Genomic DNA, 26,597 nt, shown 5'->3' on the forward strand with positions numbered 1-26,597 from the left:
ACTGGTGTTGGTGTTACCACTGGTGTTGGTGTTGCAGAATTCATATCCCCAACAACGCCCCAGAATGCTGGTTTTGCCATATAATTTGCATCAAATAATAATGGATATTGAGTACTTCTCCAAGATAATGCATCTGAAATTCCCCATACAACAGCAGCATTAATATCAATGCCTTCCTCCTTTAATTCTCTTAATTTATCAAAGAATTGTTTGTATTTTGCACCTTGTTGTGTGAATCCATATTCAGAAGTATCTGTAGTTGTAATGTCCATTTCTGTAATTTCAATTTTTACACCAAGTGATGCAAACTTGCGGATTGCAGTTTCGTACATAGAAACAGATGGTGTCCACATATTGTTGTGCTGCTGCATACCAATAACATCAAGATTTCCCTGTTCTACAATTTTCTTACACATATTGTAAATAAATTGACTCTTTGCTGTTTCACATTCATTGTAATCGTTGTAAGCCAATAATGTTCCTTCCGGAGCATATTTTCTAGCATATTCAAATGCCTTTTCAATATAGTCAACACCAATTACCTGCATCCATAAAGATGTGCTTGTATATGCCTGTGTTCCACCAGCTCTATATCCGTCTGACCGGCTTGGATCAATTGCTTCATTTACTACATCGTAAGAATAGAACTGAACGTTAGGATATTGTGCTGCCAATGTTTCAAATGTAGCCTTAATATAGTTTTCCATTCTCTGAAGCATAACATCCTTGGAAACAAATGCTGCATTTGCATCTTTAGAATAATTTTCTGTAAATAACCAACGTGGAGTCTGTGAATGCCATACTAAGCAGTGACCACGCATTGGAATGTTGTTTTCTCCAGCAAATTTTAAAATAGAAGCTGCCTGGTTAAAGTTAACCTTTGGAGAAGTCTGATCTCCTGTCTCTTCCATATATGCAATTGTTGCATTATAGTCAAGAGTAGAATCTGCTTTCATTTCATTTCCACAAGTAATACTGTTGAAATGTTTTTTAATAATTTCTTTTTCAGTATAATTTAAACTGCTTGCTGTTACAGCAGTTCCCATTTTAAAATAATCTGCATATAAATCCTTTAAAGATGGAATGTCTGTCTCGATTTCCTGTGGAGCATCTAACTGAATTGTAATATCATCTGCAAAGAAATCGATTGTGCCGCCTTCAATATATAGGCTGACAGCATCTGTAGTGCTGCTGTATGTATAGCTAGCTTGAATTAAAGTCCATTGTCCCTTTGTTACGTTAACAGATTTTAAATTTTTGTAGCTAATAGTAGTTCCAACCGTTTCAGCAACTGACATTGTTAATGTCTGCTGGCTTCCAGCATTGCTTCCATTGTACATAACCCATATACCACATGTATAAGTTAAACCGTCTTCTAATAAGCTTGTTATGTCATTTGCAATACCATGCCATGTAGATGTTCTGTTTGTGATAGCCGCACACTGGCTTCCCGTATGACTTGCTGCTGTTGAAAGTTCAACGGTTTCAGAACCTCTTGCACCCCAACCCTCTAAACCTTCTTCAAAATCATAGCTTTTTACTACTACTCCATCAGCAGCTTTTACAACTGCATCATTTACTAGTTTACCACTCTGGGCAGGTCCAAGACACGTTACGACCATCAATAATACCGCAAGCATTAAACTAATCTTTTTCATGCTTTTCTTCATACTATACCTCCTATTTGATTTACACTATTTTACTCGCTCATATTCTTCGCAAGAATAATTAGCTTCTTTTATAGTATCTCAATATGCCTATCATTTCTATATAGATTGACTAATATGTAGCTTTTTCTGTACTAAAATATTTCTAAATTATTTTAATTATACTGCTGAATAAATTAGTTCTATAATTACATTTTTTTCTTAAATTATACTTACATTTTTCCATTAATCATATAGTACATTCCTTTCAAAAATCAGCTACTCGCATTTCTTTGAATATACCATCATCTGAATTTCACTGGCAGATGCCGGTGTACCATCAAACTTTCCAAACATCTGAACTACCTGCATATGTCGCTGCTCCATAATGTCATAAATTTCATTCCTATGATATAAACGAGTCGGACAGCCCTCACTAAAAACCGGCTTATTGAGAATTGTTCCATATTTATAATCCTCTTGGCCATACAGCATAATATTACTTTCTCTATCCCACTCAAACTTAGATAGCGTAAGACCATTACTTCCCGCATCCCATAAGCTGCATGGAAAATGTGTGTCTGCATAATCAGCACTGACAATATCCATAAAATGCTTTCCGCCCGGCTTTAACGCCTTTGCCACTATATCAAAAATTTTTAAATTTTCTGCTTCATTCTCTAAATATCCAACGGCTCCATCTGCCATATTTAGAACAACATCAAACTCCTGCTCATAACCCACTTCCCTAATATCCCCTTGCATAAATACGGCTGAAAGGTTTTCCTTTTCAGCCGACTCCCTCGCATCCATAATATAATCTTTTGTTATATCCACACCAACTACCTGGAAACCACGCCTTGCAAACTCCAGGCTATGTCTACCATAACCACAGGCTAAGTCCAGGATTTTTTCCTTTCCCGTCAGTTCCATTATTTTAATCAGAAATTCAACCTGCCTCACCGTATCTTCTACCCATGAGTGGTTCTTAATACCTAATGTCCATCCTTCCTTATACCAATCAGCTTTCCTTACCTTCATATTCCTGCCTCCAATACTTTTCTTTATAAAAAATCCATTAATGACATCTGATTTGAAATCGGCAAATCTTCCAAGATGCCCAAGTCAGCCATTAATTCCACAACCGTACCACTTACCTTAGACCGCTGTTTAAAATCATCTCTTGATAAAAATTTGCCCTGTCCAGCCGCTTCCACAACTGCATCCGCGGCTTTATCCCCAAGACCTTCAATAGTACTTAACGACGGCATTAACTTTCCGTCTATAATTTGAAAACTGTGTGCCTTTGCCTGATAAACATCGATCGGCATAAACTCAAATCCTCTGGCATACATTTCCTGGACAATTTTCATGTCCTTTAGCGTATCCTGTTCCTTCTTGGTTAGTTCGTTGGAACGCCTTCGATAATCTGCCATATAGTATTCCAGCCGCTCTCTGCCCAGACACATCAGCTCATAGCTAAAGGCAGAGGCACGAATACTAAAAAATGCAGCATAATAAGCAAGGGGATAATACACCTTAAAATAAGCAATCCGAAATGCCATCATAACATATGCAGCCGCATGAGCCTTTGGGAACATGTATTTAATCTTCTTACAAGACTCAATATACCAGTCTGGTACACCAGCAGCAATCATGGCTTCCTCCATCTGAGGCTGGAGTCCCTTGCCCTTACGTACACTTTCCATTATTTTAAATGCCAGACCATTTTCCACTCCTGTATGAATTAAATACGTCATAATATCATCACGGGTACAAATTGCGGTTGACAACGTACAATCCCCTCTTTGAATGTAATACTGGGCATTGTTAAGCCACACATCTGTACCATGAGACAGTCCCGATATGCGGACCAAATCTGAAAATGTTTTTGGTTTGGTATCACGCAGCATCTGCATAACAAAATCTGTTCCAAACTCTGGAATCCCAAGACATCCCAAATCACATCCCCCAATATCCTCTGGCTGCAAGCTAAGGGCACTTAGGTTATCAAACAATGACAAAACTTTTGGCTCATCTAGCCGAATGGTCTTTGCGTCCACCCCTGTTAAATCCTCCAGCATACGAATCATCGTCGGATCGTCATGCCCCAAAATATCCAGTTTCAATAAATTATGATCAATAGAGTGATAATCAAAATGAGTGGTAATGGTTTTTGTTGTCATATCGTTGGCAGGCCGCTGTACGGGTGTAAACGAGTAAATCTCCTCTCCATGCGGCAATACCACAATTCCGCCTGGATGCTGGCCTGTGGTTCTTCTAACCCCTACACAGCCTTGAGAAATCCGTTCAATCTCAGCCTTCCTTCTATGAATTCCCCGTTCCTCATAATATTTCATAACAAATCCATATGCTGTTTTGTCTGCCAACGTACCAATGGTTCCTGCACGGAAGGTATGTCCTGTTCCAAATAAAACTTCTGTGTAATCATGTGCCTTGCTTTGATATTCGCCAGAAAAGTTCAAATCAATATCCGGCTCCTTGTCTCCGTAAAAGCCAAGAAATGTTTCAAAGGGTATTTCGTGACCATCCTTATTTAAAGGCTGCCCGCACACAGGGCAAAGCTTATCTGGCATATCACATCCAGATTTCCCAGCAAATGCTTTTACCTCCTCAGAATTAAAATCAGAATAAAAGCAATTGGTGCAATAATAATGTGCTGACAATGGATTTACTTCTGTAATACCAGACATGGTGGCTGCAAAAGAAGAACCAACTGAACCACGGGAGCCAACTAAATAGCCATCTTCATTGGACTTCCATACAAGCCTCTGTGCAATAATGTACATTACCGCAAACCCATTTCCAATAATGGAGGTCAGTTCTTTTTCCAGCCGTTCTTCAACTGGTTTCGGCAAATCTGGTCCATACATAGAGTGAGCCTTATCATAACAGATGTTTCGCAGCTCCTGATCTGAATTTTCAATGACAGGAGGACATTTATCTGGACGGACAGGCGAAATTTTCTCAATCATGTCAGCAATTTTATTGGTATTGGTAATTACAATTTCTTCGGCTTTTTCCCGACCAAGGTACATAAATTCCTGAACCATTTCCTCCGTAGTGCGAAAATAGAGAGGTGCCTGGTTATCAGCATCTTTAAATCCCTTTCCTGCCATAATAATCCGCCGATAGACTTCATCCTCAGGATCTAAAAAATGCACATCACAGGTTCCTACCACTAATTTGTTATATTCTTCCCCTAATGCAATAATTTTACGGTTCAGATCAATTAAATCTTCCCTGCTCTTAACATCATAGCGGTCATCTTCAATCATAAAATTATTGTTTCCAAGGGGCTGGATTTCAAAATAATCATAAAACTGGGCAAGGCGGTGAATTTCCTCCTGTGGACGGTTTCGAAGCAATGCCTGATAAAGTTCTCCCGCTTCGCAAGCACTACCAATCAAAAGTCCTTCTCTATTTTCTAAAAAAAGAGATTTTGGGATTCTTGGCTTTCTTGCATAGTAGTCAATATGAGACTTTGATATAAGACGATATAGATTCACCCTGCCTGTATCATTTTGCGCCAGAATAATAGCATGATTGGTGGGAAGCTTCTTAATCATTTCAGGTGTCATTACATTCCGTTTTTGCAGTTCCTGCAACGTATGTATATTCTGCTCCTTCAGCATTTCAATAAACTTGACAAAAATCTCCGCTGTTGCTCCCGCATCGTCTACTGCTCTGTGATGATTTTCCAAAGTAATCCCTAAATCCTTTGCTACCACATTCAGTTTAAATTTATTCAAATGTGGCAGTAAAAGCCGCGCCATACCTACTGTATCAATTACCGTAAATTCTGTTTCTATTCCTAAAAACTCTGCCTTCTTGTTAATAAATCCAACATCAAAAGAAGCATTATGAGCAACTAAAATACATCCTTCACAAAAATTTAAAAACTCAGGAAGAATTGTATCAATTTTAGGATAAGACATCACCATTTCATCCTGTATTCCAGTCAGCTGAGTAATCACATAGGGAATTGGAATATCAGGATTAATAAAAGTACTGTATTTATCTACTATTTTCCCTTCTTTTACCTTAACTGCACCGATCTCTATAATTTGGTCATTCACTGGCCCAAATCCTGTTGTCTCAATGTCAAAAACAACACAAGGATCATCTAAAGACTGCCCCTTATCATTTTCAATGATTTCTTTCAGATCATCCACCAGATAGGCCTCGACTCCATATATTACTTTAAAATCATCACCTTTTTCAATTGCATGATTGGCTTCAGGAAATGACTGTACCACGCCATGGTCTGTAATGGCAATTGCTTTGTGCCCCCATTTCTTGGCTCTTTTCACCAGGGCTTTTACATCCACTACCCCATCCATATCACTCATCAGCGTATGGGCATGCAGCTCCACTCTCTTTGCTTCGCTATGATCCATACGGGTTTCTGTAAAGTCTTCTATTTTCTTAATTCCTACAATGGAGCTAATTGAAATTTCATGATCATACCGATCCATTAGTGCCATACCATTCAACTTAATAAAGCTTCCCTTTTTTATTACGTCCGTTACCTCTGGCGCCTGCTCACTCTTTAAAAATATTTTACAGGAAATTGTATCAGTGAAGTCCGTTATTGAAAAAATAAGCAGAACTTTTTCATTTCTCAATTCTCTTGCCTCGGTTGCAATTATCTTACCCCTAATTACCACTTCACCAATTTCATCCTGTACATCAGAAATTGGAATACTCTCGCCTTCAAAATTACGTCCGTAAACTAAATTTGGATCCTCTGGAAGCTTTCTGTATTTACTTTTTTCATAATAGCCAGCTTCCCTTTTCTCCTTCTTCGTTTCTACATCAGCTGGTTTTTCTTTCTTTTGGGAAACTGGCTCCGCCAGCTTTTCCTCTTGCCTCTGATGGGTCACAACTACTTCACGCTGAACCTTGTCCTCACACTTTTTCTGCTCTAAAAACTCAAAAAGAATAGCAACAGAAAAAGAAAAGCGGTTGTTGTAAATATCATCCAGCTTTTCCTTTATAAACGCCACTCTTTTTCTTGCAACAATTGAGTCCTCAACAAAAATTTGTACTGCCCCCTCCTGAAAAACAAACCTTGCTTCCCTGACTAAATTGTAATCAATCACACTATTTTCACGTAATTCAAGAAGCACACTGTCAAAATAAACTGGCATTATTTTTTCAGGTGTGTACTGCTTGGAAAGCGTATACCTTTCGATAATTTCTGCTGATACCGGTGCTTCTTGAAATATCTGCTTTTTTAACTCAATCTCCATTTTCTTCCGAATCTGATATTCCAGAATATGATCACTAATGGTATATAGTTTTATTTTCTGGCACTTTCTGCTCATAACCACCCGCTCAACCTGAACTGTCTCAAATAACTGCTGCAGCTCTCCTTTCACAGTGAGACGATCAAAAGCTTCAAAAAACAGCATTCTAATCAAACCTTTCTTATAAAATCATTTCCAGTTTAATAATTCCTCCCTTAGCACAGCAAGAAGCATATTTTCAGGCACCTTTCTAATAATCTCACCTTTCTTAATTAGAAGACCTTCTCCAATTCCACCAGCAATTCCGATATCTGCTTCTTTTGCCTCACCAGGTCCATTCACCGCACACCCCATAACTGCAACCTTAATATCTAAATCAAAATCTTTCACCATATCTTCCACCTGATTGGCAAGAGATATTAAATCTATACGTGTCCGTCCACAGGTAGGACAGGAAACAACCTCAATTCCTCCCCTTCGCAGACCAAGTGTTTTTAAAATCAGCTTTGCTGACTTAATTTCCTCTACTGGATCTCCTGTCAGAGACACACGAATTGTATTTCCTATACCTTGGGATAAAATTGCACCTAATCCGACCGCTGACTTAATATTTCCTGAATACACCGTACCTGATTCAGTAATACCAACATGGAGAGGATACGGAGTTTTTCCTGCCAGCAGCTGATGTGCTTTGATACACATCACCACATCTGACGATTTTATACTAATCACAAGATTATCATATCCCATATTTTCCACAATTGTTACTTTATCCAGTGCGCTCTCTACAATCCCCTCAGCAGTTACACCGCCATATTTTTCAATCAGCTGCTTCTCCAGAGAACCACTATTTACACCAACACGAATAGGAATATTCCGTTCCTTGGCACAATCTACTACCTGGCGAATTTTATCTTCGGATCCAATATTGCCAGGATTAATCCTGATTTTATCCACTCCGTTTTCTATCGAACGGATTGCAAGCTTATAATCAAAATGAATGTCTGCAACCAGAGGAATCTTGATTTGCTTTTTTATCTCCTTCACAGCCTCTGCTGCCTCCATGTTAGGTACCGCACATCGGATAATTTCACACCCTGCCTGTGTCAAACGTTCTATCTGCTCAACAGTTTCCTTTACATCTTCTGTCTTTGTATTGGTCATGGATTGTATTAAAACTGGATTATTTCCTCCAATTACTCTATCTCCGATTCTCACAACCTTTGTCATTTCTCGAATCATAATACTGCCTTCCTGACTTTTTCATTTTCTCTAGCCAATAATCCGGCTAAAATCATTAAATACCATAAACACCATCAGTATCATCAATGCAACTAAACCAATCAGGTGGACCATGCCTTCTTTTTCCCTGTCAATCGGCTTTCCTCTGACTGCTTCTATAAATAAGAACACAAGTCTTCCTCCGTCTAATGCTGGAATTGGCAGAAGATTCATAACCCCCAGGTTGGCACTCAGAAGAATACAAATATTCACCAGGTTTAAAAATACATAATACAAGCCATCTGACTTACTATCATTATATGTTGTTCCAATCATATCCACAATACCCACTGGACCAGCAATATCATCCCGGCTCACTCTGCCTCTAATCATCTGTCCCAAACTCTTAATCGTAGTAGAAATCCAGAATTTCACTTCATAAGCACTATATTGAATCGTCTGTAATGGTCCAACCTTAATTCTTTGATAGCTTGTAACAAACCCAATGCTATAAGCACCACTTTCTGTCTGATATGGGGTAATGGTTACTTCATATTTTTTACCATCCCTCTCAAACGTTACCTCTACAGGTTCTTCCGTAATTTTTTCAAATTGATAATATAAGTCCACTTCTCTGGAAACATGAATTTTCACATTATCAATAGATGTAATGACATCTCCTTTCTGAAGCGCCTCACCCTCCTGCACCAGTCCTTCATGGAGCTGATAAACAGCTGGTCTGTCATAGCCGACACAGCCAATTACAATTAGCGCAAACAGAAACGCCAAAATAAAATTGAAAAATGGTCCAGCAAAAATCACACTGATTCTTGCCCAGACTCCCTTATTATTAAATGCGTTTTCATCCTGAAGATCCTCATCTTCCCCTACCATCATGCAGGAGCCTCCTAAAGGAAGTAATTTAACTGAATACTTTGTTCTTCCTGCCCAGTCACTACGGTTTAAACAGTCATCCATTTTGGCGAAAAACTTGACAGACATTCCTTGTGCTGTTTTCACAACTGTTATAATCCTCGGTCCCATTCCTATAGAAAATTCAGTAACCCCAATACCATTTTTTTTCGCCAGCAGAAAATGACCTAATTCATGGATTACAATAATAACACCAAATACAATAAGAGCTATTACAATTTTCATACTATCCCTCTTTCTTTCTCCATTTTTCAAATAAACATTGATATGTTTCCTGCTCCGTTTTCAGAATATCCTCTAGAGAAGGCTCTTCCATAAACGTATGCATTTTTATAGCATATTCAATACTTTCTATAATATCTAAATATCCAATTTCCTTATTCAAAAATAATCTCACTGCCATTTCATTTGCCGCATTGTACACAGTAGGCAGGCTGCCGCCCTTTTTTCCAGACTCATATGCAAGCCTTAATGCTGGAAACGTATCTAGGTCTGGTTTTTCAAAGGTAATCTGCCCCAGCTCATAAAAATCAAGTCTGTCTCCTGGCAAATGGCGCCTTTCTGGATAATACAATGCATACTGAATTGGCAGCTTCATATCTGGTGTACCAAGCTGTGCAATAACTCCTCCATCCACATATTCCACCATAGAATGAATAATACTTTGAGGCTGAATTACAACCTGTATCTTATCATACTCCACGTCAAACAGCCAGTGTGCTTCCATTACTTCAAGCCCTTTATTCACCATGGTAGAAGAATCAATAGTAATTTTCTGGCCCATGGACCAGTTAGGATGCTGCAACGCGTCCTCTGGCTGAATTCCTCTCAGCTCCCCCCAGCTTTTTCCGCGAAAAGGTCCGCCAGATGCCGTTAAAATAAGTTTCTTTAGTTCTTCCTTTTTTCCTCCCTGCAATGCCTGAAAAATAGCAGAATGTTCACTGTCAACAGGTAATAGAGAAATGTTCTTTTCCTTTACAAGAGGCATAATAATATGTCCAGCCGTAACAAGGGTTTCTTTATTGGCTAATGCAATATCCTTTTTTGCCTTAATTGCTTCTATAGTCGGTCTTATTCCAATCATACCAACAATTGCTGTTACAACAAGCTCAACTTCCTTATAAGTACCACACTCAATTAATCCTTCCATTCCCGCCACTACTCTGACAGGCAGATGCTTTACTCTTTTGGACAATTCCTTTGCTTTTTCTTCTTCTCCTACGCATACAAGCTTTGGACTAAATTCCAATATCTGTTTTTCTAATAAATCAATGTTAGATCCTGCTGATAAACAGACTACCTGTAAATCTTTATTATGTCTGACAATTTCCAGAGTCTGTGTTCCTATCGAACCTGTCGAACCTAAAATTGCTATTTTCTTCATTTTTTCACCATCCAGACAACTTTTAGTCAATTAATTTTTCTTTTACAGCCTAAAAATACTTATTAATAAGTATACGATAGGTGCTGTAAATAAAATACTATCAAATCGATCTAAAACACCACCGTGTCCTGGTATCAATTTTCCATAATCCTTCACATTATGATTCCTTTTAATGGCAGATGCCGCCAAATCTCCAAATTGTGCAACAACCGATCCACAGCATCCAATTACGGTATAGGCCAGCTGAGGGTTTCCAAAAGTAGTTAAATGTTCTGTAAAAACTGTTGCATAGATAAAACCAATTAGTCCAGCACCTACTACACCACCAATACAGCCTTCAATAGTCTTTTTAGGACTGAGCTGTGACGGCAGCTTATGTTTTCCAATTAACATACCTACACAATAGGCACAAGTATCTGAACCCCATGCACAAATGAACAGCAGCCAGACAGAATAAGCACCTAGTTCTCCGATTCTCACCTGATAAATATAACTAAGCAGTACCGGAATGTACAAAAATCCAAAAAATATAACTGACACCTGTTCTATTACATATTTAGGGAAACTAACTACAAAACAACTTAACATAACAATTAAACATAGTACACAATATATAGTAATATATTCTGCTTTATTTGTATATAGTAATATAAAGTATCCCATGGCCGCAGCATACCCAACCAGAGCTAATGATGTTTTTTCCATTTTGACTGCACGATACAATTCAAATTCACCAGCCAGTGCCAACGCAGCAAGAAATAATAATAGTAAATTCCCTCCTATGGCCGTTGTAAAAATCATTACTGCTAACAAAAAAATACCGCTTATCAATCTAGTTACAAACATATTCATCCCCCTATACACCACCAAAGCGTCGTTCTCTTCTATTATAGTATGCAATTGCCTTTTCTAATTCTTTGTTGTCGAAGTCAGGCCATAATACATCAGCAAAATAAAATTCTGTATATGCCAGCTGCCACAAAAGATAATTAGAAATTCTCTGTTCACCGCTTGTTCGAATCAGCAAATCCGGATCGGGAATACCCTTTGTGTCTAAATAGGAACTAATTACTTTTTCATCTATCTCATTCACAGTAAACTGATTATTTGCAAGATCCTCTGACATTTTCTTGAATGCACGCAGCAATTCATCCCGTCCCCCGTAATTTAATGCCACTTGAAATTTCAAGCCTGTATTGCTGGCAGATTTTTGTTCTAGCTCTTCAATGGAAGCCTTAATATCTGGGCTTAGCATTTCCTTATCTCCAAGAACACTTACCTTCATGTTATTCTTTTCACTTCTCTTTAGGCAGTCCTTAAGATAATTACGCAGCAATTTCATTATTGCATCCACTTCTTCTGTGGGACGCCTCCAGTTTTCAGTAGAAAATGCGTATACCGTCAAATACTCTACTCCCATATTGTACACATCCTCACACATTTTTTCTACTGCCCTGGCACCTTGTACATGACCATAATTTCTTGGCATAAATCTTTTCTTTGCCCATCTTCCGTTTCCATCCGGAATAACTGCTATATGTCTTGGGATCTTTAAATCCTCCATGAAAATTACCTCCAAAAATAGGACGTACCTTGAAAATCAAAATACGTCCAATTCATTATACTGTAAGAATTTCTTTTGATTTTGCTTCGATTGCCTGGTCAATTTCTACAACGAATTTATCCGTCATTTTTTGAACCTGATCTTCTAATTGCTTAAATTCATCTTCGGAAATCTCGTTGGCCTTACTCATTTTCTTAAATGAATCATTGGCATCACGACGAACGTTTCGAACCGCAATCTTAGCATTCTCCCCCTTCTTCTTCACATCCTTCACTAAATCTTTTCTTCTTTCCTCTGTCAGCTCCGGAAATACCAAACGGATAATTTTACCATCGTTACTTGGATTTAACCCTAAATCAGATGTTAAAATTGCCTTCTCAATTTCCTTAATTAAACTGGACTCCCAAGGCTGAATCTGAATTACTCTTGCCTCTGGAACTGTAATATTGGCAACCGACTGTAAAGGAGATGGCTGACCATAATAGTCCACCTTTAATTTATCTAAAATATGTGGATTAGCCCTTCCTGCACGAATGGTAGTATAATCCTCATTTAATGTCTGTAATGTTTTTTTCATTTTTCCTTCAAATTGTTCTAATCTTGCATCCATTTCTATTCCTCCTTTATACTTTACATTTCATCTTCTACACGGTAACTTTTGTACCTGTAAAAACCCCTGATACAGTATTAATTATGCTATTTTCTTCATTCAGTCCGAAAACAAGTAATGGAATTTTATTTTCCATACACATAATCGTTGCTGTCAAATCAATTACCTGCAATTTTTTATCCAGTACTTCTTCAATTGACACTACATCATACTTTTTCGCATCAGAATTTTTCCCTGGATCGCTGTCATATACTCCGTCAATCGCCTTTGCCAGCAGAATAGCATCTGCTTCCATTTCAATTGCCCGTAATGCAATACCTGTGTCTGTAGAAAAATATGGATGACCAGTGCCTCCAGCAAAGAAAACAACCATCCCCTTTTCAAAATACTTATTAGCCCTGTCTTTCGAAAAAAGCTTGGTCATACTTCCACATTCAAACGGTGTCAAAATCTGAGTTTTCATTCCTACTGACCGGAAAATCTCAGAAGTATAAATACAATTCATTATCGTTGCCAGCATTCCAATCTGATCTGCCTTGGTACGGTCAATTGTCTCACTTGTTCTTCCTCTCCAGAAATTTCCGCCTCCAATGACAATACCTACCTGTATTCCTTTTTCCACTATAGATTTCACCTGCTCTGCAACCTTAATACAAGTAGCTTCGTCAAATCCATGTTTCTTATCTCCTGCTAAGGCTTCACCACTAAGTTTCAGTAATACCCTGTTATATTCAGCCATATCATAACTCCTTAGATTTAATTTCAATTAACATTACTAAATATTTTATCACACTTTTAGTCATTTTCCAAATATATTTTTCATAGGAATTTCTCCTATTTCGCTTCCTCACCAAGAATCTGTAAAATCAGCCGACGAAATGCTTCCTCAAATCGAATATCATCTTCTTGACTTCTTTTTTTCGGTCCTTTCCCATGAAATTTCTTAGATGCCCGTCGCTGCACCTTGGACAAATGACGTTCAAATAGCATTTGATCGATATTTTCATTGGTAAAAACCTTCCCACTCTGATGAATTGCAAAGGAACCCTTTCCCAGTGCCATGGCAGCCACTCCATAATCCTGTGTAACAACGATATCACCCTTTAACAGAAAATTAATTAAAGCAAAATCGACTGCATCTGCCCCCTGGCTTACTGTTATAACTTCTCCGTATTTCACAGACAATACATGGCTTGTATCAATAAAAAAATAAAGCGGTATCTTATATTCCTGTGCAGTTCGTTCCACAATTTCTTTTGTCGGACATGCGTCCGCATCTACTAGAATTCTCATATTCAGATACCATCCTTTTTGAAATTATCTGTCATCATGGCGCATATAAAAGACGGTATATACCCAAAACCACAATAGATATACTATTATGCGGTTATACGGACAGCATACCGTCTTCCAGTTATTTTTACTATAATCTATTTCTTCTCAAATCCATCTGGATGAGTACTATGCCACTTCCATGCAGATGCAATAATTTCTTCTAAATCTGTATGCTCTGGCTTCCATCCCAAAACAGTTCTTGCTTTATCACTAGATGCAATTAATCTGGCTGGATCTCCAGCTCTCTTAGGAGAAACAACCGCCTTAATTGGAAGACCAGTTGCTTTTCTTGCTGCCTCAATCACTTCGTTTACCGTAAATCCAACACCATTTCCCAAATTGAAAATACTGCTTTCATTGCCTTCCATTAAATATTTTACGGCAAGTATATGAGCCTGTGCCAAATCAGTAACATGGATATAGTCACGAATACAAGTTCCATCCTTAGTATCGTAATCATCTCCAAACACCTGAATGGCATCTCTTTTTCCATTTGGTACCTGAAGAATTAACGGAATCAGGTGTGTTTCAGGACTATGCGCTTCCCCGATTATTCCACTTTTATGCGCACCGCAGGCATTGAAATAGCGCAATGACACAAAACGCAGATTATGTGCTTTCCCAGTCCATTTAAACATTTTTTCCATAGCTAACTTTGTTTCCCCATACGTATTCGTAGGTTCTGTCTTATCTGTTTCCATAATAGGCACTCTCTCTGGCTCTCCGTAGGTTGCAGCAGTTGAGGAAAATACAATTTTATCTACTCCATGTGCTACCATAGATTCTAATAACACCTTAGTACCGCAAAGATTATTATCATAATACTTCAAAGGATTAGTCATACTTTCTCCAACAAGAGAATTTGCGGCAAAATGAATTACTGCATCTACCTTTTCCTGTTCAAAAACACTGTCCACAAACCCACGGTCACGGATGTCTCCCTTGTAAAACTTTGCAGCAGGATGCACTGCTTCTAAATGTCCCGTTTCAAGGTTGTCCACAATTACCACTTCTGCTCCACTGTCTGCCAGCTCATATACTGTATGAGATCCAATGTAACCTGCTCCTCCTAATACTAATACCTTCATTTTATCAATTCCTTTCCTGACAATTTGATTATAATTTTACTGGTCCACCACCAACTGAAACAATATAAAAATCCGCTTCGTATCCAATCTTTTCTTTATATGCTTTGCCAACATTCTCAATAAAGCTGTCTATCACCTGTTCTTTCACAATGCTGACCGCACATCCTCCAAAACCAGCTCCTGTCATTCTAGCACCAATTACACCTTCTATTTTCAGTGCTTCCTCTACAAGTGTATCTAACTCCGTTCCTGTTACTTCATAATCATACTTTAATGAAGTATGAGAATCAATCATTAATTTCCCAAATAATTCAATATCTTTATTTTTCAATGCCTCTACCGCTTTTATCGTTCGCTGGTTTTCATAAACTGCATGCTTTGCTCGCTTTCTCTGAATTTCATCGGTAATTGCATTTTGATTGGCTTCAAACTGCTCCTCTGTCAACTCACCCAGAGAGGACACTGGAATTACACTTTTTATCTGTTCTAAAGCAGCTTCACACTCGCTTCTTCTCTGATTATATTTTGAATCTCCCAGTCCACGCTTCTTGTTGGTATTCATAATAACAATCTTAGCATCCTCTAACAGAATGTCTGCATATTCATAAGATAAATCTGCTGTATCTAAGAAAATCGCTTTATTTTCCATACCCATGGCAATGGCAAACTGATCCATGATTCCACAATTAACACCATTAAATTTGTTCTCAGAGTACTGACATAACTTAGCAATCTCAATTAAGGATATATCAAATGAAAACATCTCTCTCAGCACATAAGCTGTTAAAACTTCAATGGATGCAGAAGAGGATAACCCGGAACCATTTGGAATATTACCAAAGTACAGAATATCAAAACCACAAGGAATGGAAAATCCCTTCTCTTTTATTGCCCAACAAACTCCCAGTGGATAGTTTGTCCAATCATTTTCTTTTTTGTTTATTAACTCGTCCAAACTACTTTCCAAAATACCTAGCTGTTCAAAATTCATAGAATAGAACCGAATCTTATGATCTTCTCTCTTACGTACTGCTGCGTAAGTTCCAATTGTTAATGCACACGGAAAAACATGTCCTCCGTTATAATCTGTATGCTCCCCAATTAAATTTACTCTCCCTGGTGCAAAATAAACATCAACACTGCCTTCTGCACTAAATACATCATAAAATCTTTGAATTAATTTTTCTTTCATCCCTGTCTCCTTTTCAGTTCATAGATTCTATCTTGAATTTTATCAAAAAAGGGAAAAAAGTAAAGTACTTTTTCCCCTTTTATTTAGTAAAACCAGATATTTTTCATATCATATTTAAAAACTCGATAATTATACGTTGTACCCTTTGTCATAAACTGACTAATTAATACCCCATTTTTATCATACTCCCCAAATATCAACTTTTTCCCCGAATTAATAACATAATTCTTATTGCTATCCTGTACATTACTAACAATGTTGGAATATGGTACCTCTATTGACTTAATTAAGCCATAATATCCTGCTGATTCATCAACCATATACTTGTAATAATAGGAATGCTCCGCCTCCTTCTTATCTGTTCCAATACCTTCCATTATGCTCCAGTCAAAAGACTTTCTTGTGGACCATCTTCCAAAATTATTATTAAACATGCTTAGATAGTATTGTTCATCTTCTAAATTATATCCTGGCTGATACGTAACAGAATGTTGTCCAAATTGGGAGGTAAAAACATCAGCTGTTTCTTGATCGGCTGAATCTGTTTCAAGATTTACCCAGCTGTCCCCTTCATAAGAGCCTTTCTTTAAAAGTAAATCCTCATACCCAGAGTCTTCCCATAATACTGGATCTGCAATAATATAGCCTACTGTAGGTTTTATACTTGTAATATTATTTATCTTAATAATACTTGACAATTCTCTGGAGCTTATAATAATATCACTGCTTCCTATCTGTGTTAACGAATTCAGATGAATCCAGTCCAGCCTATCCTCTCCCTTTGGCTTATTAGCCTTTTTCTTAACTTTGGGAAACAATTTTTTAAGGTCAACCAGCTTTTTCACCTTCCCTGTATCTAAATCCAAAGAAACTACATAATCTTCAACAGTCTCTGCCTTACTGCTGGTTGAAGATGTCAGCATCCAAAGCTGTCCATATCCATTATAAATAAAATCATGATGAAGCTCATAATTATTCATATGATATACTTTCATCACTTGACCAATAGCACTTACCATGGCAAAATCCTGTTTTGAAAAAGAATACAGAAGCTGCCCGTCAATAACCTCCAGCCGGTCACTGCGATATCCTTTTAACGGAATAACACTTCTTAAAACCCCTGAGTTATCGTAAGCTGGTATTGCATTAGGTGAATCATCACCAGACGCATCCATACCCATAATGAAAAAAAGTCCGTTAGAGATCAGCTCCTCACTCTCACCATTTGTTTTCGCAAGTTTGACTGGTATATTCATTTCAAGCTTATCCACTTTAAAAGAATACGTAATCTTATCTATTAAATTACCATTGGCATTATACATCCTCAAGGTTAAATAATTGACATATCCTGGAACAAATCCAACCAGTTGGTATTCATGCTTCCGTGTCAGATTCCCTTCTTCCCCATTCAGCAATATACGATTAAAGTCGGGAATTTCAGCATCCTCAACCTGAATTGTATATTTTAAATAACATAGCTCTGAAGATTTCAAATATAGATAGAGTGATAAGTCATTGGTTCCAAATGGATTCCATACCATCAGCGGATTTTCCGCCGAATATTCCTCCTGCTTTTTTAACTGTTCTAATCGCTTTTTAACTGTTTCAGATGTTTCTACTTTATAAATCTCCTTAATTGATTTTTCCTTTAACAATAAAATATCGGAATCCTTTTTTCCCATCGAAAGTGGCTTAGCGGCCGCTGCATTAATAATTTCCTTTTCATCCTCTGGCAGCAAAAGATCTAGCTCTTCCCGTTTCTTTCCTGTATCTTCCTTTTTATTATTGGTAAGCAGCGTAAGGGTTCCAAAGAGAATTCCTGCCATTATAATACTTGTAATCAATATTGTAGTTACTATTTTTTTCATAAATATCTCCTTAATTGATAAGAATTTATGTATATTTAGTATTATATCAAATAAGACCATTAAAAAAAAGGGTCAGATTGAACTATCTAACTCTTTTTTCTCAAACATATGAATTTTTAGCCTTTCAGCACCAGTTTTAGAATATTGACAATATTTTTATTAAAATCCTCCTTGTAAATTATTTCCCTTGCCAGAATCGGTCTGTCTGTAATAATACTATCTACTTTGATTACCTTCATACGTCTGATTTCATTCTTTGTATTCACCGTCCACGCATGAACTTCTTTACCATTTTTATGTGCCTCTTCCACTTTATTCCGGTTTAAATAAGTAGAGTCCATACTAAAAAAATCAATTGCGCTTTTATCTGTATATTCACCAAAGGATGCTGTAACAATATAACCTGTTCTTATTTCTGGATTTGCCTCCTTTACTTTTTCTAACGTCCTGTATGCTACTGAGGATACCACACATTGACGCTGAAAATCATATTTTTCAATTAAAGCAGCAACTTTTCCTTCCAAATCATTAAATTTCCCATTAGATTTTATTTCGATATTCAATTTGATTTTTCCTTTACAATAAGCTAGTACCTCTTCCAAAGTCGGAATCTGTGTACCCGCATATTCTTCGGACATCCAGCTTCCTGCATCCAGTGTTCGCAATTTTTCCAGCGTAACCTCCCATATAAATGCATTATATCCTGTAGTACGCAGTAAATTGGAATCGTGAAGCAAAATAACTTCTCCATCTTTCGTTTCCTGTACATCAATTTCTGCATAATCTGCCATGTTCTCAATCGCCTTTTCAATTGCTGCCATCGTATTTTCTGGTGCCTCATAGGAAGAACCTCTGTGGGCGGTAATCTGCATATTCCCCAAAGCATCGGGTATAATCCCTATACCCCTTTGAACACTGTCATAGGTGTAAATACCATCTACCATAATAATGCATAAAATAAATGTAAGTATAAACATACGGTACCGCTTTCTATCTGCCGAAATAATTTCCTCTTCCTCCGTAAGCAGGGAAGATTCCTCATTTTCTTCTATTCTATATTTCCGAAAAATAACAATAAGCAAGCCGGTATTCATATAAACACCCAGCCATGCCAAAAAAATACCTGTATATATGTTGTATTGTTCATAAATTGTTAAAAATACTGCTGTTGCCATATTTTTTTCAATAAATAAATTTACGAATACAGCCTCCAGCACCAGAATTGCCATATATACTCCCACTGATAATATAATGACAAAACAATTCCATAATAAAAAAAGCAGAATCGTTCTAATTAATCTTTTTCTCACTAAATGATGATTGGCTGAATAACTGCTTTTTGTATCCTTTCCCTCTAAAATCATATAAGGCAATGTGAAAAAGTTTTTGATACATGCAATTGTAATCACAAATACCAAACAGCAAATAAGTACTTTAACTGTGGGAATGTCACTAATAGATTCCACCAAATCTCTTGGAATTCTGGTACGTGTTAAAATGCCATATATTACGGTCACATTATTTGCAATTAACACAGCGTATACAAGCAGAACGGAAACAACCTTCTTATATCTTATGCAACTGAGTGCTTTGAAAATACTTTTTATAAATAGCACTGCTCCTGCCTTCTTTTCGTTGTGCACTCCAAATTGCAAAAAAAGCAGCATGAGTGAAAAATTCCATATAAGAAAGAAACCGCCTATAACAAACATAATGGTAATAGAAACAATAGTAATTGGTTTTCTAATAAAAACTGAAAAATTCTCCATTGTAATATAGCTGTATCCAGAATATTGAATGGACATCCTTAGCAAAAAATGATAGATTGGTATTACACATAGAATTGTCAGCACTATTGCCACTATCTGATAAAAGACAAAGTGATTCTTTGCCTTCACCAATAAATGTATGGTATCGAAAAACAGACCCCCTGGTCTCCGGTTTTTAACTTTCATCTTAAAGCCCCTATCTAAATTTGTAATGATTCAATATCATTATTAATACTATATAATATACTACGAATGAAAGCAATTAACAATGACCTTTCCGAAGAACAATTTCTTAATAAGAATTCTCACACACTAAGTCTAGATTTTTTCAGAAAATAATAGTAAAATAAATAAGTGATCGTTTTTTATATGAATTTAAAAGGAGATATATTATGTATACAGAAAATATATTAGATTTAATCGGGAACACACCTTTAATCAGCCTGAAGTCAACTACTGGACTTAATATTTTTGCAAAAGCCGAATTTTTGAATCCTGGCGGCAGTATCAAGGACCGCGTAGCAAAAAATATGATTGAAATGGCTGAAAAAAAAGGAGTTTTAAAACCAGGTATGACTATTGTAGAGCCGACCTCTGGCAATACAGGTATTGGTTTGGCTTTAACAGGTGTACGCAAAGGATATAAAGTGATAATTGTAATGCCTGAAAATATGAGTGAGGAACGGAAAAAAATTATTCGCGCTTTAGGTGCAGAACTAGTCTTGACACCAGCAACTTTAAGCATAGGTGGAGCTGTAGAGGAAGCGCAACGTATTGTTAACAGCTCTGATGAATATTTTATGCCACAGCAGTTTCAGAATCCAGATAATCCAGAGATTCATTTTCTTACGACGGGTAAAGAAATTTACGATCAGCTCAATGGGAAAATAGATATATTTGTATCTGGGCTTGGAAGTGGAGGCACACTACAAGGAATAGGGAAATACTTAAAGTCCCAAAATCCTAATATTAAAATCGTTGCAGTAGAACCTAAAAATGTTTCTGCTCTTCTCGGTCATGAACCTGGTCTTCATAGTATTCAAGGTATCGGTGACGGATTTATTCCAGACGTACTGGATACCACTCTTATTGATGATATTGTAGAGGTAACCGATGAGGCCGCCATTTCCACTACACGAGAACTGGCTCAGGTACAAGGATTGCTTTGTGGGACTTCTTCTGGTGCAAATGTATGGGCAAGTAAATACATAACCGAAAAATACGGAAAAGAGTGTATTGTTGCTACAATCCTGGCCGATCGTATGGAACGATATTTTAGTACTGGTTTATTATAAATTTACAAATAATGTGTAATATGTTCCACACAATTTCTTGTCACTTAAAAGCAGATGTCCAATTGACTATAAGCAGACAATGGGCATCTGTTTCTATTTCTTATCTTGATTTAATTTCTTACAACATGTTTTCTTTTTCCAGCTATCTTTTTTCTTTCTAAGGAACGATCATGATTCCCATTATTGTTGCCATTATTGTTACCATTATGGCTGCAAATAAAAATTCCGTTTTTCATAATAGACAAAATCAAGCCTGTCAAAATACATAAACCTGCTACAGAAATGGTCCACAGAATTTTATCATCTCTTGACCAGTCTTTTTCAAAAAAGGTGGTAATATACTTTTTCATTTTCCATCCTCCTCGTGACTCATTTTGTCTTTATTTTATCATATTTATTGATATATTACCAGTTTTATATCTGGTTTAGCAATTCTTTTGGGTTATCTGCCTCCATAAGAGAAGACATAAGGCAGGCTCCTGCTGCTCCTGCTTCTATTACCTTAGTAAAATTATCTTTAGATATCCCTCCAATTGCAAAGACTGGCAGGGAAACATTCTGACAGATTTCATTTAAAAAACCAAGTCCTCTTGGCGGCAGGTTTTGTTTGCAGCTTGTTTCAAAGATATGTCCTGCTATTACATACTCTGCGCCTAAGCTTTCTGCCTCCTTTGCCTCCTCCAGGCTATGAACAGAAACCCCGACCTGAAAATCTGGATAAATCAAATCTCGTTTTTCCTTAAACAATTGAAAGGACAGCTGTATTTTCATTATTTCTAATCTTCTAGCTGTTTCAAAATCTGAATGTAAATACAAAGAAGTTCTTTTTCCCTGACACAGTCTGTAAATTTGCAAAACCAGTTCTTCTAGCTTCTCTCCTGACAAATCCTTTTCTCTAACTATAATCCTGTCTGGATTTCCATCTATTATTTTTTTCATTTGAAACAAAAAATCTTTTTTACATAATTTTCTGTTTGTCACACATATTATTTTTTTATCCATATCCTTCTAAACCCTTATATAATCTGTGTACACAGGCTGCAATCCTCTCCCTGCAATCGCCTTGTGTACCTCGTCAACATTTCTCGGATCTTGAATTTCAAACTGTTCATCTCCCTTGGCCTCTTCGTCGTGACCACCTACACTTACCTTTACGCCAGCAGATATTTTAGTTGCACACATTCCAATAACGTGATCCCTGAATCCTGCCCTTTCACGAGTTGAAATCGTTATTCCCGCAAATGGCATAAACAGGCGGTATGCCAGCATTACCTGTAAAAGCTGGGTTTCATGAACATCATTTGGATTTGTTTCTTCACTATTGATGTAAGGCCTTAGTCTTGGAAGGGAAAAGGAAATTTCGGCATGCGGAAATTTTTTCTGCGTCAAATAAGCATGCAGTCCTGTTGCAAAGGCATCTTTGCGAAAGTCATCTAATCCCAGCAATGCTCCAAATGCAACTCCCCTCATTCCCCCAAGTAAAGCTCTCTCTTGGGAATAGAAGCGGTACGGAAATACTCTCTTATGCCCGCTCAGATGAACTTGACCGTACTTTTCTGGATGATACGTTTCTTGATATACCGATACAAAGTCTGCTCCACATTCATGCAAATATTTGTATTCTTCTGAGTTTAACGGATAAATTTCTATTCCCACTGTAGAAAAGTATTTGGCTGCCAGCTTTACCGCTTCCCCAATATATGCAACATCTGACATATTTCTAGATTCACCAGTAAGCAGCAGGATTTCCTGTAAACCTGTCTCACTGATTTTTTGCATTTCTTGTTCTATCTCTTCTAGGCTCAGCTTCCCTCTTTGTATTTTGTTATGGCAGTTAAACCCACAGTAAACACAATAATTTTCACAATAATTAGCAATATATAATGGGGTAAATAAGCACACAGAAGTACCAAAATGTTTTCTTGTTTCATCTGTAGCCTTTCTTGCCATCTGTTCTAAAAAAGGCTGTGCCGCTGGAGAAAGCAAGACTTGAAAATCCTCGCTGTTTATCTCGTCCTTAGCCAGTACGTACCTCACATCATTTTCTGTATAAGCACTGTAATGAAAATGCTTTACCTGTTCCAACACTTCTTCCATAATTACAGAGTCTATTTGTTCCATATCCTCCATATATCTCATAAAATCCATATTATTTTCTTTTACCATATCCTGCACCATTCCAATCTTTTAGTATTCCTGACTTCCTCTTAGTCCTGCAAAAAGCCTGTCAACGGGCTGGATGCCTCTGCATGATACTCCAGAACTCTCCCAAGACCTGCCAGATAGGCAGCACGTCCCGATTCTATCGCCAACTTAAATGCTTTTGCCATTAGCGCTACATCCTTTGCCGTTGCAATGGCGGTATTGGCCATAACCGCAGCCACACCTATCTCCATTGCCTCACAAGCCTGTGAAGGCCGTCCAATCCCAGCATCAACAATAATAGGAAGGTTGATTTCATCCACCAGCATTTTAATAAAATCTTTTGTTAGCAGCCCCTTATTACTTCCAATTGGTGCACCCAGAGGCATAATTGCCGCCGCTCCTGCATCCGCCAGGGAACGTGCCACATTTAAATCCGGGTACATATATGGCATAACAATAAATCCTTCCTTTGCCAGCTGCTCGGTAGCCTTTATAGTTTCATAGTTATCTGGCATTAAATATTTGGATTCATGTATCACTTCAACCTTTACAAAATCACCACAGCCAATCTCTCTTGCTAGTCTTGCAATCCTTACAGCTTCTGCTGCATTTCTGGCTCCAGATGTATTGGGAAGCAGTGTAATTCCTTCTGGCATATAATCCAAAATATTTTCCTCACCTCCCACATTGGCGCGTCTTAAAGCTAAAGTTGCCATCTCCACTCCGGCATTTTTAATAACAGCATTGGTAATTTCTAAAGAAAATTTTCCTGATCCCAGAATAAATCTGGACTGAAATTCATGTCCCCCAATCACTAATAAATCACTCATTTTAGCATCCTCCTGTTTTTCTCTTATTTTTAAACCTCTTCTTCTCCTGCCAGCAGTCTAAGCACCATATTTGCCTGATGTCCTGCACAGACCATTACTCTTGGTGCCATCAGCCCGCATCCTGCCATAGCTTCTGTTTCAAAATCGCCACAAAGATACAAATTTTTCATAGGATGTATGGTCCTAATTAAGTTGGTACTTTTATAACCAGCCATTCCTGAGGCAGATACAATTTTTATTCCTGGCAAATGTGTCAGTACGGTATTAATCAGCATTGCCTTATTCTCTGGATTATCAAATGCTTCACACACTATTTCGCAATCCTTTAATAGTTCAGCCGCATTTTTTTCTGTTATTTTTTTATTCACAGTGTCTATCTGTATATATGGGTTAATATCCTGTAGCTGTTGCTTCAATGCAACTGTTTTTAAAAGCCCCAGATGTCTTATGTCATAATTCTGCCGGTTCAGATTGCTTGGCTCAACCACGTCAAAATCAATTAACCGAAGCATTCCCACTCCAATTCGTGCCAAGCTTACTGCAATATTCGAACCAAGCCCCCCTAACCCGGCAATCGCCACTTTTCCCTTTTTCAATTTCCCATGGACAGCTGGCGTATGCCTTGCAGTCAGCATACATTCCAACTCCTCTTCTTTTGGCATTATCCCTTTTCTTATGAGAACAATTTCATCCTGATCCTTTAGTTCTACATTCTCATTTATCTGAAATCCATTTACAATTACTACATCACTTTTTTTTGCAAATTGTTCTCTCACTTCATAGGCAGTATTCCAGTCCCCTTTTTCTTCTTTACCATTCACAAATACTATCAATTTTTCATCCTCCTCCAACAAAGCTTACCACCTCGATTATGTCTTTGTTTTGAATGATTACTTCAGCATATCTGCTTTTGGGCACAATTTCACCATTCAGCTCTACTGCAATTTTACCAAGAGCATATTGCCTCTCCTCCAATAAAGCAAGAAGAAACGTTTCCTTTTCCAATATAACTTCGTTTCCATTCCATTTCATAAAAATCCTCCTAGTATGCATTAAAAAAGAACACAAAAAGGGCGACACCCGCGGTGGTGTCCCCCATTCTGTGTTCTTCAATATTCAACTTCAAATACTATAACATATTATTCAACAGTTGTCAATTGATCTTGATTACGTATTTTTTTCAAAGCACCTGGTCACGCCATACAGCTATGCGGTAAAGCACATCCGATACTTTATATATATAAAATACCCCTCATATAATTAATGGAACAAATGACTTGTTAAAAAGCTACCAAAAATTTCACTATTCATTACGGTATTGTATTACCAAAATCATTAAGAAACTCCCCTAAAGTTCTTAATCATTCACAACAGACTCTGCCCTCCTTTGTATACGCACTTTTCTACAAGATATAGCTATGTAGCACAAGAGGAAGAATTTCTCTTTCTCTTGTTTTTTATATCATACTATAAAATTTAGTTTTGTGCCGTGAAATGAATAAAATGATATACGTTGTTGTCAAAACTTAAAATTTTATGAAAATACGGGCTTCTCAGCCGATATAATATTCCTTTAATCAACAAATTTTAGTCAAGTGCAAGTCCTAAATAGCCCTTTTTTTGTTTACAAATTCCAACATTTGTTCTGATAAGGCCAAATATTTTCCTTCTTCCAAGTACACACTCTTCCACTGGAACTCTAACTATTATCTCTTTACAAGCCATTTCTTCCGCCAGATATTGTAAAGTCCCCTCTAACAGTTCCTTTGGCAGTGTGGTTTCCTTTACATAAAGACATTGCCTGTTTTTATATGCCATAATCACATAAACCTGATTATTTACTCTTATCTGCCGGCAAATGCCTCCCAATAGTTCATTTTCCTTTATTGCATAACGGATTTCTTCCTTTTTCCATAAGACATAACCATCTTGATAAAATTCGTTTGTCCTGCTTTTAAAATATTCCTGTACCGTCACTGGCTGAAAATGAACCAATCCCATATCAGATTTTCTGCACTCTTCTATTTTCATATGAATAACGTCTAGATAAAACATTTTTTCATATCCCATTCTGCCATAAAAACGCAATAAAGACTCTGTTGCAGGAACAAGAAAAGTGCCACCAACAGAATATGTCATATCATTGGCATATTCGATTAGTCTGGTAGCAAAGCTTCTGTTTCTCCATTTTCTCTTTGTTGCAACACCATAAATATACCAAAATGAAAGTAGTTGGTTATTCACCAAAAGTTTAGCCGGCATCATGGTCAACATCGCTGCCGGCTCTCCATCTTCCACCCATACAAGCATATTATGATATGCCTTTGGTTTTTGTATCTTCTCCCAAAAGAAAAAATCAATATAATAATCCTCATCCTGAAAGCATTCTTTCCAAATTCCCTTCAACTGGGGAATCATCTCTTCATTACTGCATGTAATCAACT

Annotated in this window: 23 protein-coding genes; 1 reads left to right on the plus strand and 22 read right to left on the minus strand. The window is 37.3% G+C overall.

The genetic code is table 11. The features are described from left to right. From BM305_RS12185 to BM305_RS12255, 15 genes are all read right to left on the minus strand, one after another. Positions 1-1,670 (minus strand): endo-1,4-beta-xylanase (locus tag BM305_RS12185; protein ID WP_092561206.1); only part of this gene is annotated, 1,670 nt, incomplete at its 3' end. Positions 1,671-1,925: 255 nt separating this feature from the next. Beyond that, entirely contained in the window at positions 1,926-2,687 is a 762-nt protein-coding gene (locus tag BM305_RS12190; protein WP_092561208.1) for a class I SAM-dependent methyltransferase, read from the minus strand. Between the two features lie 23 nt (positions 2,688-2,710). Further along, a complete protein-coding gene (locus tag BM305_RS12195; RefSeq protein WP_092561210.1) occupies positions 2,711-7,084 on the minus strand; it encodes a PolC-type DNA polymerase III in 4,374 nt (1,457 codons plus the stop codon). A gap of 24 nt (positions 7,085-7,108) precedes the next feature. After that, a complete protein-coding gene (ispG, locus tag BM305_RS12200) occupies positions 7,109-8,161 on the minus strand; it encodes a flavodoxin-dependent (E)-4-hydroxy-3-methylbut-2-enyl-diphosphate synthase (protein ID WP_092561212.1) in 1,053 nt (350 codons plus the stop codon). A 30-nt stretch (positions 8,162-8,191) separates the two neighbouring features. Further along, on the minus strand, positions 8,192-9,298 hold the full coding sequence (rseP, locus tag BM305_RS12205; protein WP_092561213.1) for an RIP metalloprotease RseP: 1,107 nt from the start codon (positions 9,296-9,298) through the stop codon (positions 8,192-8,194). 1 nt (position 9,299) lies between these two features. Beyond that, the gene (locus BM305_RS12210; protein WP_092561214.1) at positions 9,300-10,457 is read right to left on the minus strand and encodes a 1-deoxy-D-xylulose-5-phosphate reductoisomerase; all 1,158 of its coding nucleotides are present in this window, start codon (positions 10,455-10,457) and stop codon (positions 9,300-9,302) included. Between the two features lie 42 nt (positions 10,458-10,499). Continuing rightward, on the minus strand, positions 10,500-11,303 hold the full coding sequence (locus BM305_RS12215; protein ID WP_092561216.1) for a phosphatidate cytidylyltransferase: 804 nt from the start codon (positions 11,301-11,303) through the stop codon (positions 10,500-10,502). Between the two features lie 10 nt (positions 11,304-11,313). Next, on the minus strand, positions 11,314-12,021 hold the full coding sequence (locus BM305_RS12220; RefSeq protein WP_092561218.1) for an isoprenyl transferase: 708 nt from the start codon (positions 12,019-12,021) through the stop codon (positions 11,314-11,316). Between the two features lie 55 nt (positions 12,022-12,076). Next, positions 12,077-12,631 (minus strand): ribosome recycling factor, encoded by a 555-nt coding sequence (gene frr, locus BM305_RS12225; RefSeq protein ID WP_092561220.1) that lies wholly within the window; start codon positions 12,629-12,631, stop codon positions 12,077-12,079. Between the two features lie 34 nt (positions 12,632-12,665). Beyond that, positions 12,666-13,370, minus strand: a complete 705-nt coding sequence (pyrH, locus tag BM305_RS12230; protein ID WP_092561222.1) for a UMP kinase — start codon at positions 13,368-13,370, stop codon at positions 12,666-12,668. Positions 13,371-13,465: 95 nt separating this feature from the next. Beyond that, the gene (locus BM305_RS12235) at positions 13,466-13,924 is read right to left on the minus strand and encodes a YaiI/YqxD family protein (RefSeq protein WP_092561224.1); all 459 of its coding nucleotides are present in this window, start codon (positions 13,922-13,924) and stop codon (positions 13,466-13,468) included. A 137-nt stretch (positions 13,925-14,061) separates the two neighbouring features. Next, positions 14,062-15,054: a UDP-glucose 4-epimerase GalE gene (galE, locus tag BM305_RS12240; RefSeq protein WP_092561226.1), complete on the minus strand. Its 993-nt coding sequence runs from the start codon at positions 15,052-15,054 to the stop codon at positions 14,062-14,064. Positions 15,055-15,082: 28 nt separating this feature from the next. After that, entirely contained in the window at positions 15,083-16,246 is a 1,164-nt protein-coding gene (locus tag BM305_RS12245; protein ID WP_092561228.1) for a galactokinase, read from the minus strand. An 83-nt stretch (positions 16,247-16,329) separates the two neighbouring features. After that, positions 16,330-18,114 (minus strand): aryl-sulfate sulfotransferase, encoded by a 1,785-nt coding sequence (locus BM305_RS12250; protein WP_177214711.1) that lies wholly within the window; start codon positions 18,112-18,114, stop codon positions 16,330-16,332. A gap of 116 nt (positions 18,115-18,230) precedes the next feature. Next, positions 18,231-20,069: a glycerophosphodiester phosphodiesterase gene (locus BM305_RS12255; protein WP_092561232.1), complete on the minus strand. Its 1,839-nt coding sequence runs from the start codon at positions 20,067-20,069 to the stop codon at positions 18,231-18,233. A gap of 206 nt (positions 20,070-20,275) precedes the next feature. Here BM305_RS12255 and cysK point away from each other — a divergent pair, with 206 nt between their 5' ends. Then, positions 20,276-21,178, plus strand: a complete 903-nt coding sequence (cysK, locus tag BM305_RS12260; RefSeq protein ID WP_092561234.1) for a cysteine synthase A — start codon at positions 20,276-20,278, stop codon at positions 21,176-21,178. Between the two features lie 110 nt (positions 21,179-21,288). On the opposite strand, the gene BM305_RS12265 is transcribed toward cysK, so the two are convergent. From BM305_RS12265 to BM305_RS12295, 7 genes are all read right to left on the minus strand, one after another. Then, positions 21,289-21,528 (minus strand): hypothetical protein, encoded by a 240-nt coding sequence (locus BM305_RS12265; RefSeq protein ID WP_092561236.1) that lies wholly within the window; start codon positions 21,526-21,528, stop codon positions 21,289-21,291. A gap of 64 nt (positions 21,529-21,592) precedes the next feature. After that, entirely contained in the window at positions 21,593-22,180 is a 588-nt protein-coding gene (locus tag BM305_RS12270) for a thiamine phosphate synthase (protein ID WP_092561238.1), read from the minus strand. 6 nt (positions 22,181-22,186) lie between these two features. Further along, positions 22,187-23,326, minus strand: coding sequence for a 2-iminoacetate synthase ThiH (thiH, locus tag BM305_RS12275; RefSeq protein ID WP_334292823.1), 1,140 nt, complete (start codon positions 23,324-23,326; stop codon positions 22,187-22,189). 59 nt (positions 23,327-23,385) lie between these two features. Next, on the minus strand, positions 23,386-24,153 hold the full coding sequence (locus tag BM305_RS12280; RefSeq protein ID WP_092561240.1) for a thiazole synthase: 768 nt from the start codon (positions 24,151-24,153) through the stop codon (positions 23,386-23,388). A gap of 29 nt (positions 24,154-24,182) precedes the next feature. Beyond that, on the minus strand, positions 24,183-24,986 hold the full coding sequence (gene thiF / locus BM305_RS12285) for a sulfur carrier protein ThiS adenylyltransferase ThiF (protein WP_092561384.1): 804 nt from the start codon (positions 24,984-24,986) through the stop codon (positions 24,183-24,185). A gap of 4 nt (positions 24,987-24,990) precedes the next feature. Continuing rightward, positions 24,991-25,185 carry a sulfur carrier protein ThiS gene (gene thiS / locus BM305_RS12290; protein ID WP_092561242.1) on the minus strand — a complete coding sequence of 65 codons (195 nt, stop codon included), beginning with the start codon at positions 25,183-25,185 and terminating at the stop codon, positions 24,991-24,993. Between the two features lie 555 nt (positions 25,186-25,740). Then, positions 25,741-26,595 (minus strand): GNAT family N-acetyltransferase, encoded by an 855-nt coding sequence (locus BM305_RS12295; RefSeq protein ID WP_092561244.1) that lies wholly within the window; start codon positions 26,593-26,595, stop codon positions 25,741-25,743. Between the last annotated feature and the right edge of the window lie 2 nt (positions 26,596-26,597).

The sequence above is a fragment of the Anaeromicropila populeti genome (assembly GCF_900112775.1).
GTDB lineage: Bacteria > Bacillota > Clostridia > Lachnospirales > Lachnospiraceae > Anaeromicropila_A > Anaeromicropila_A populeti.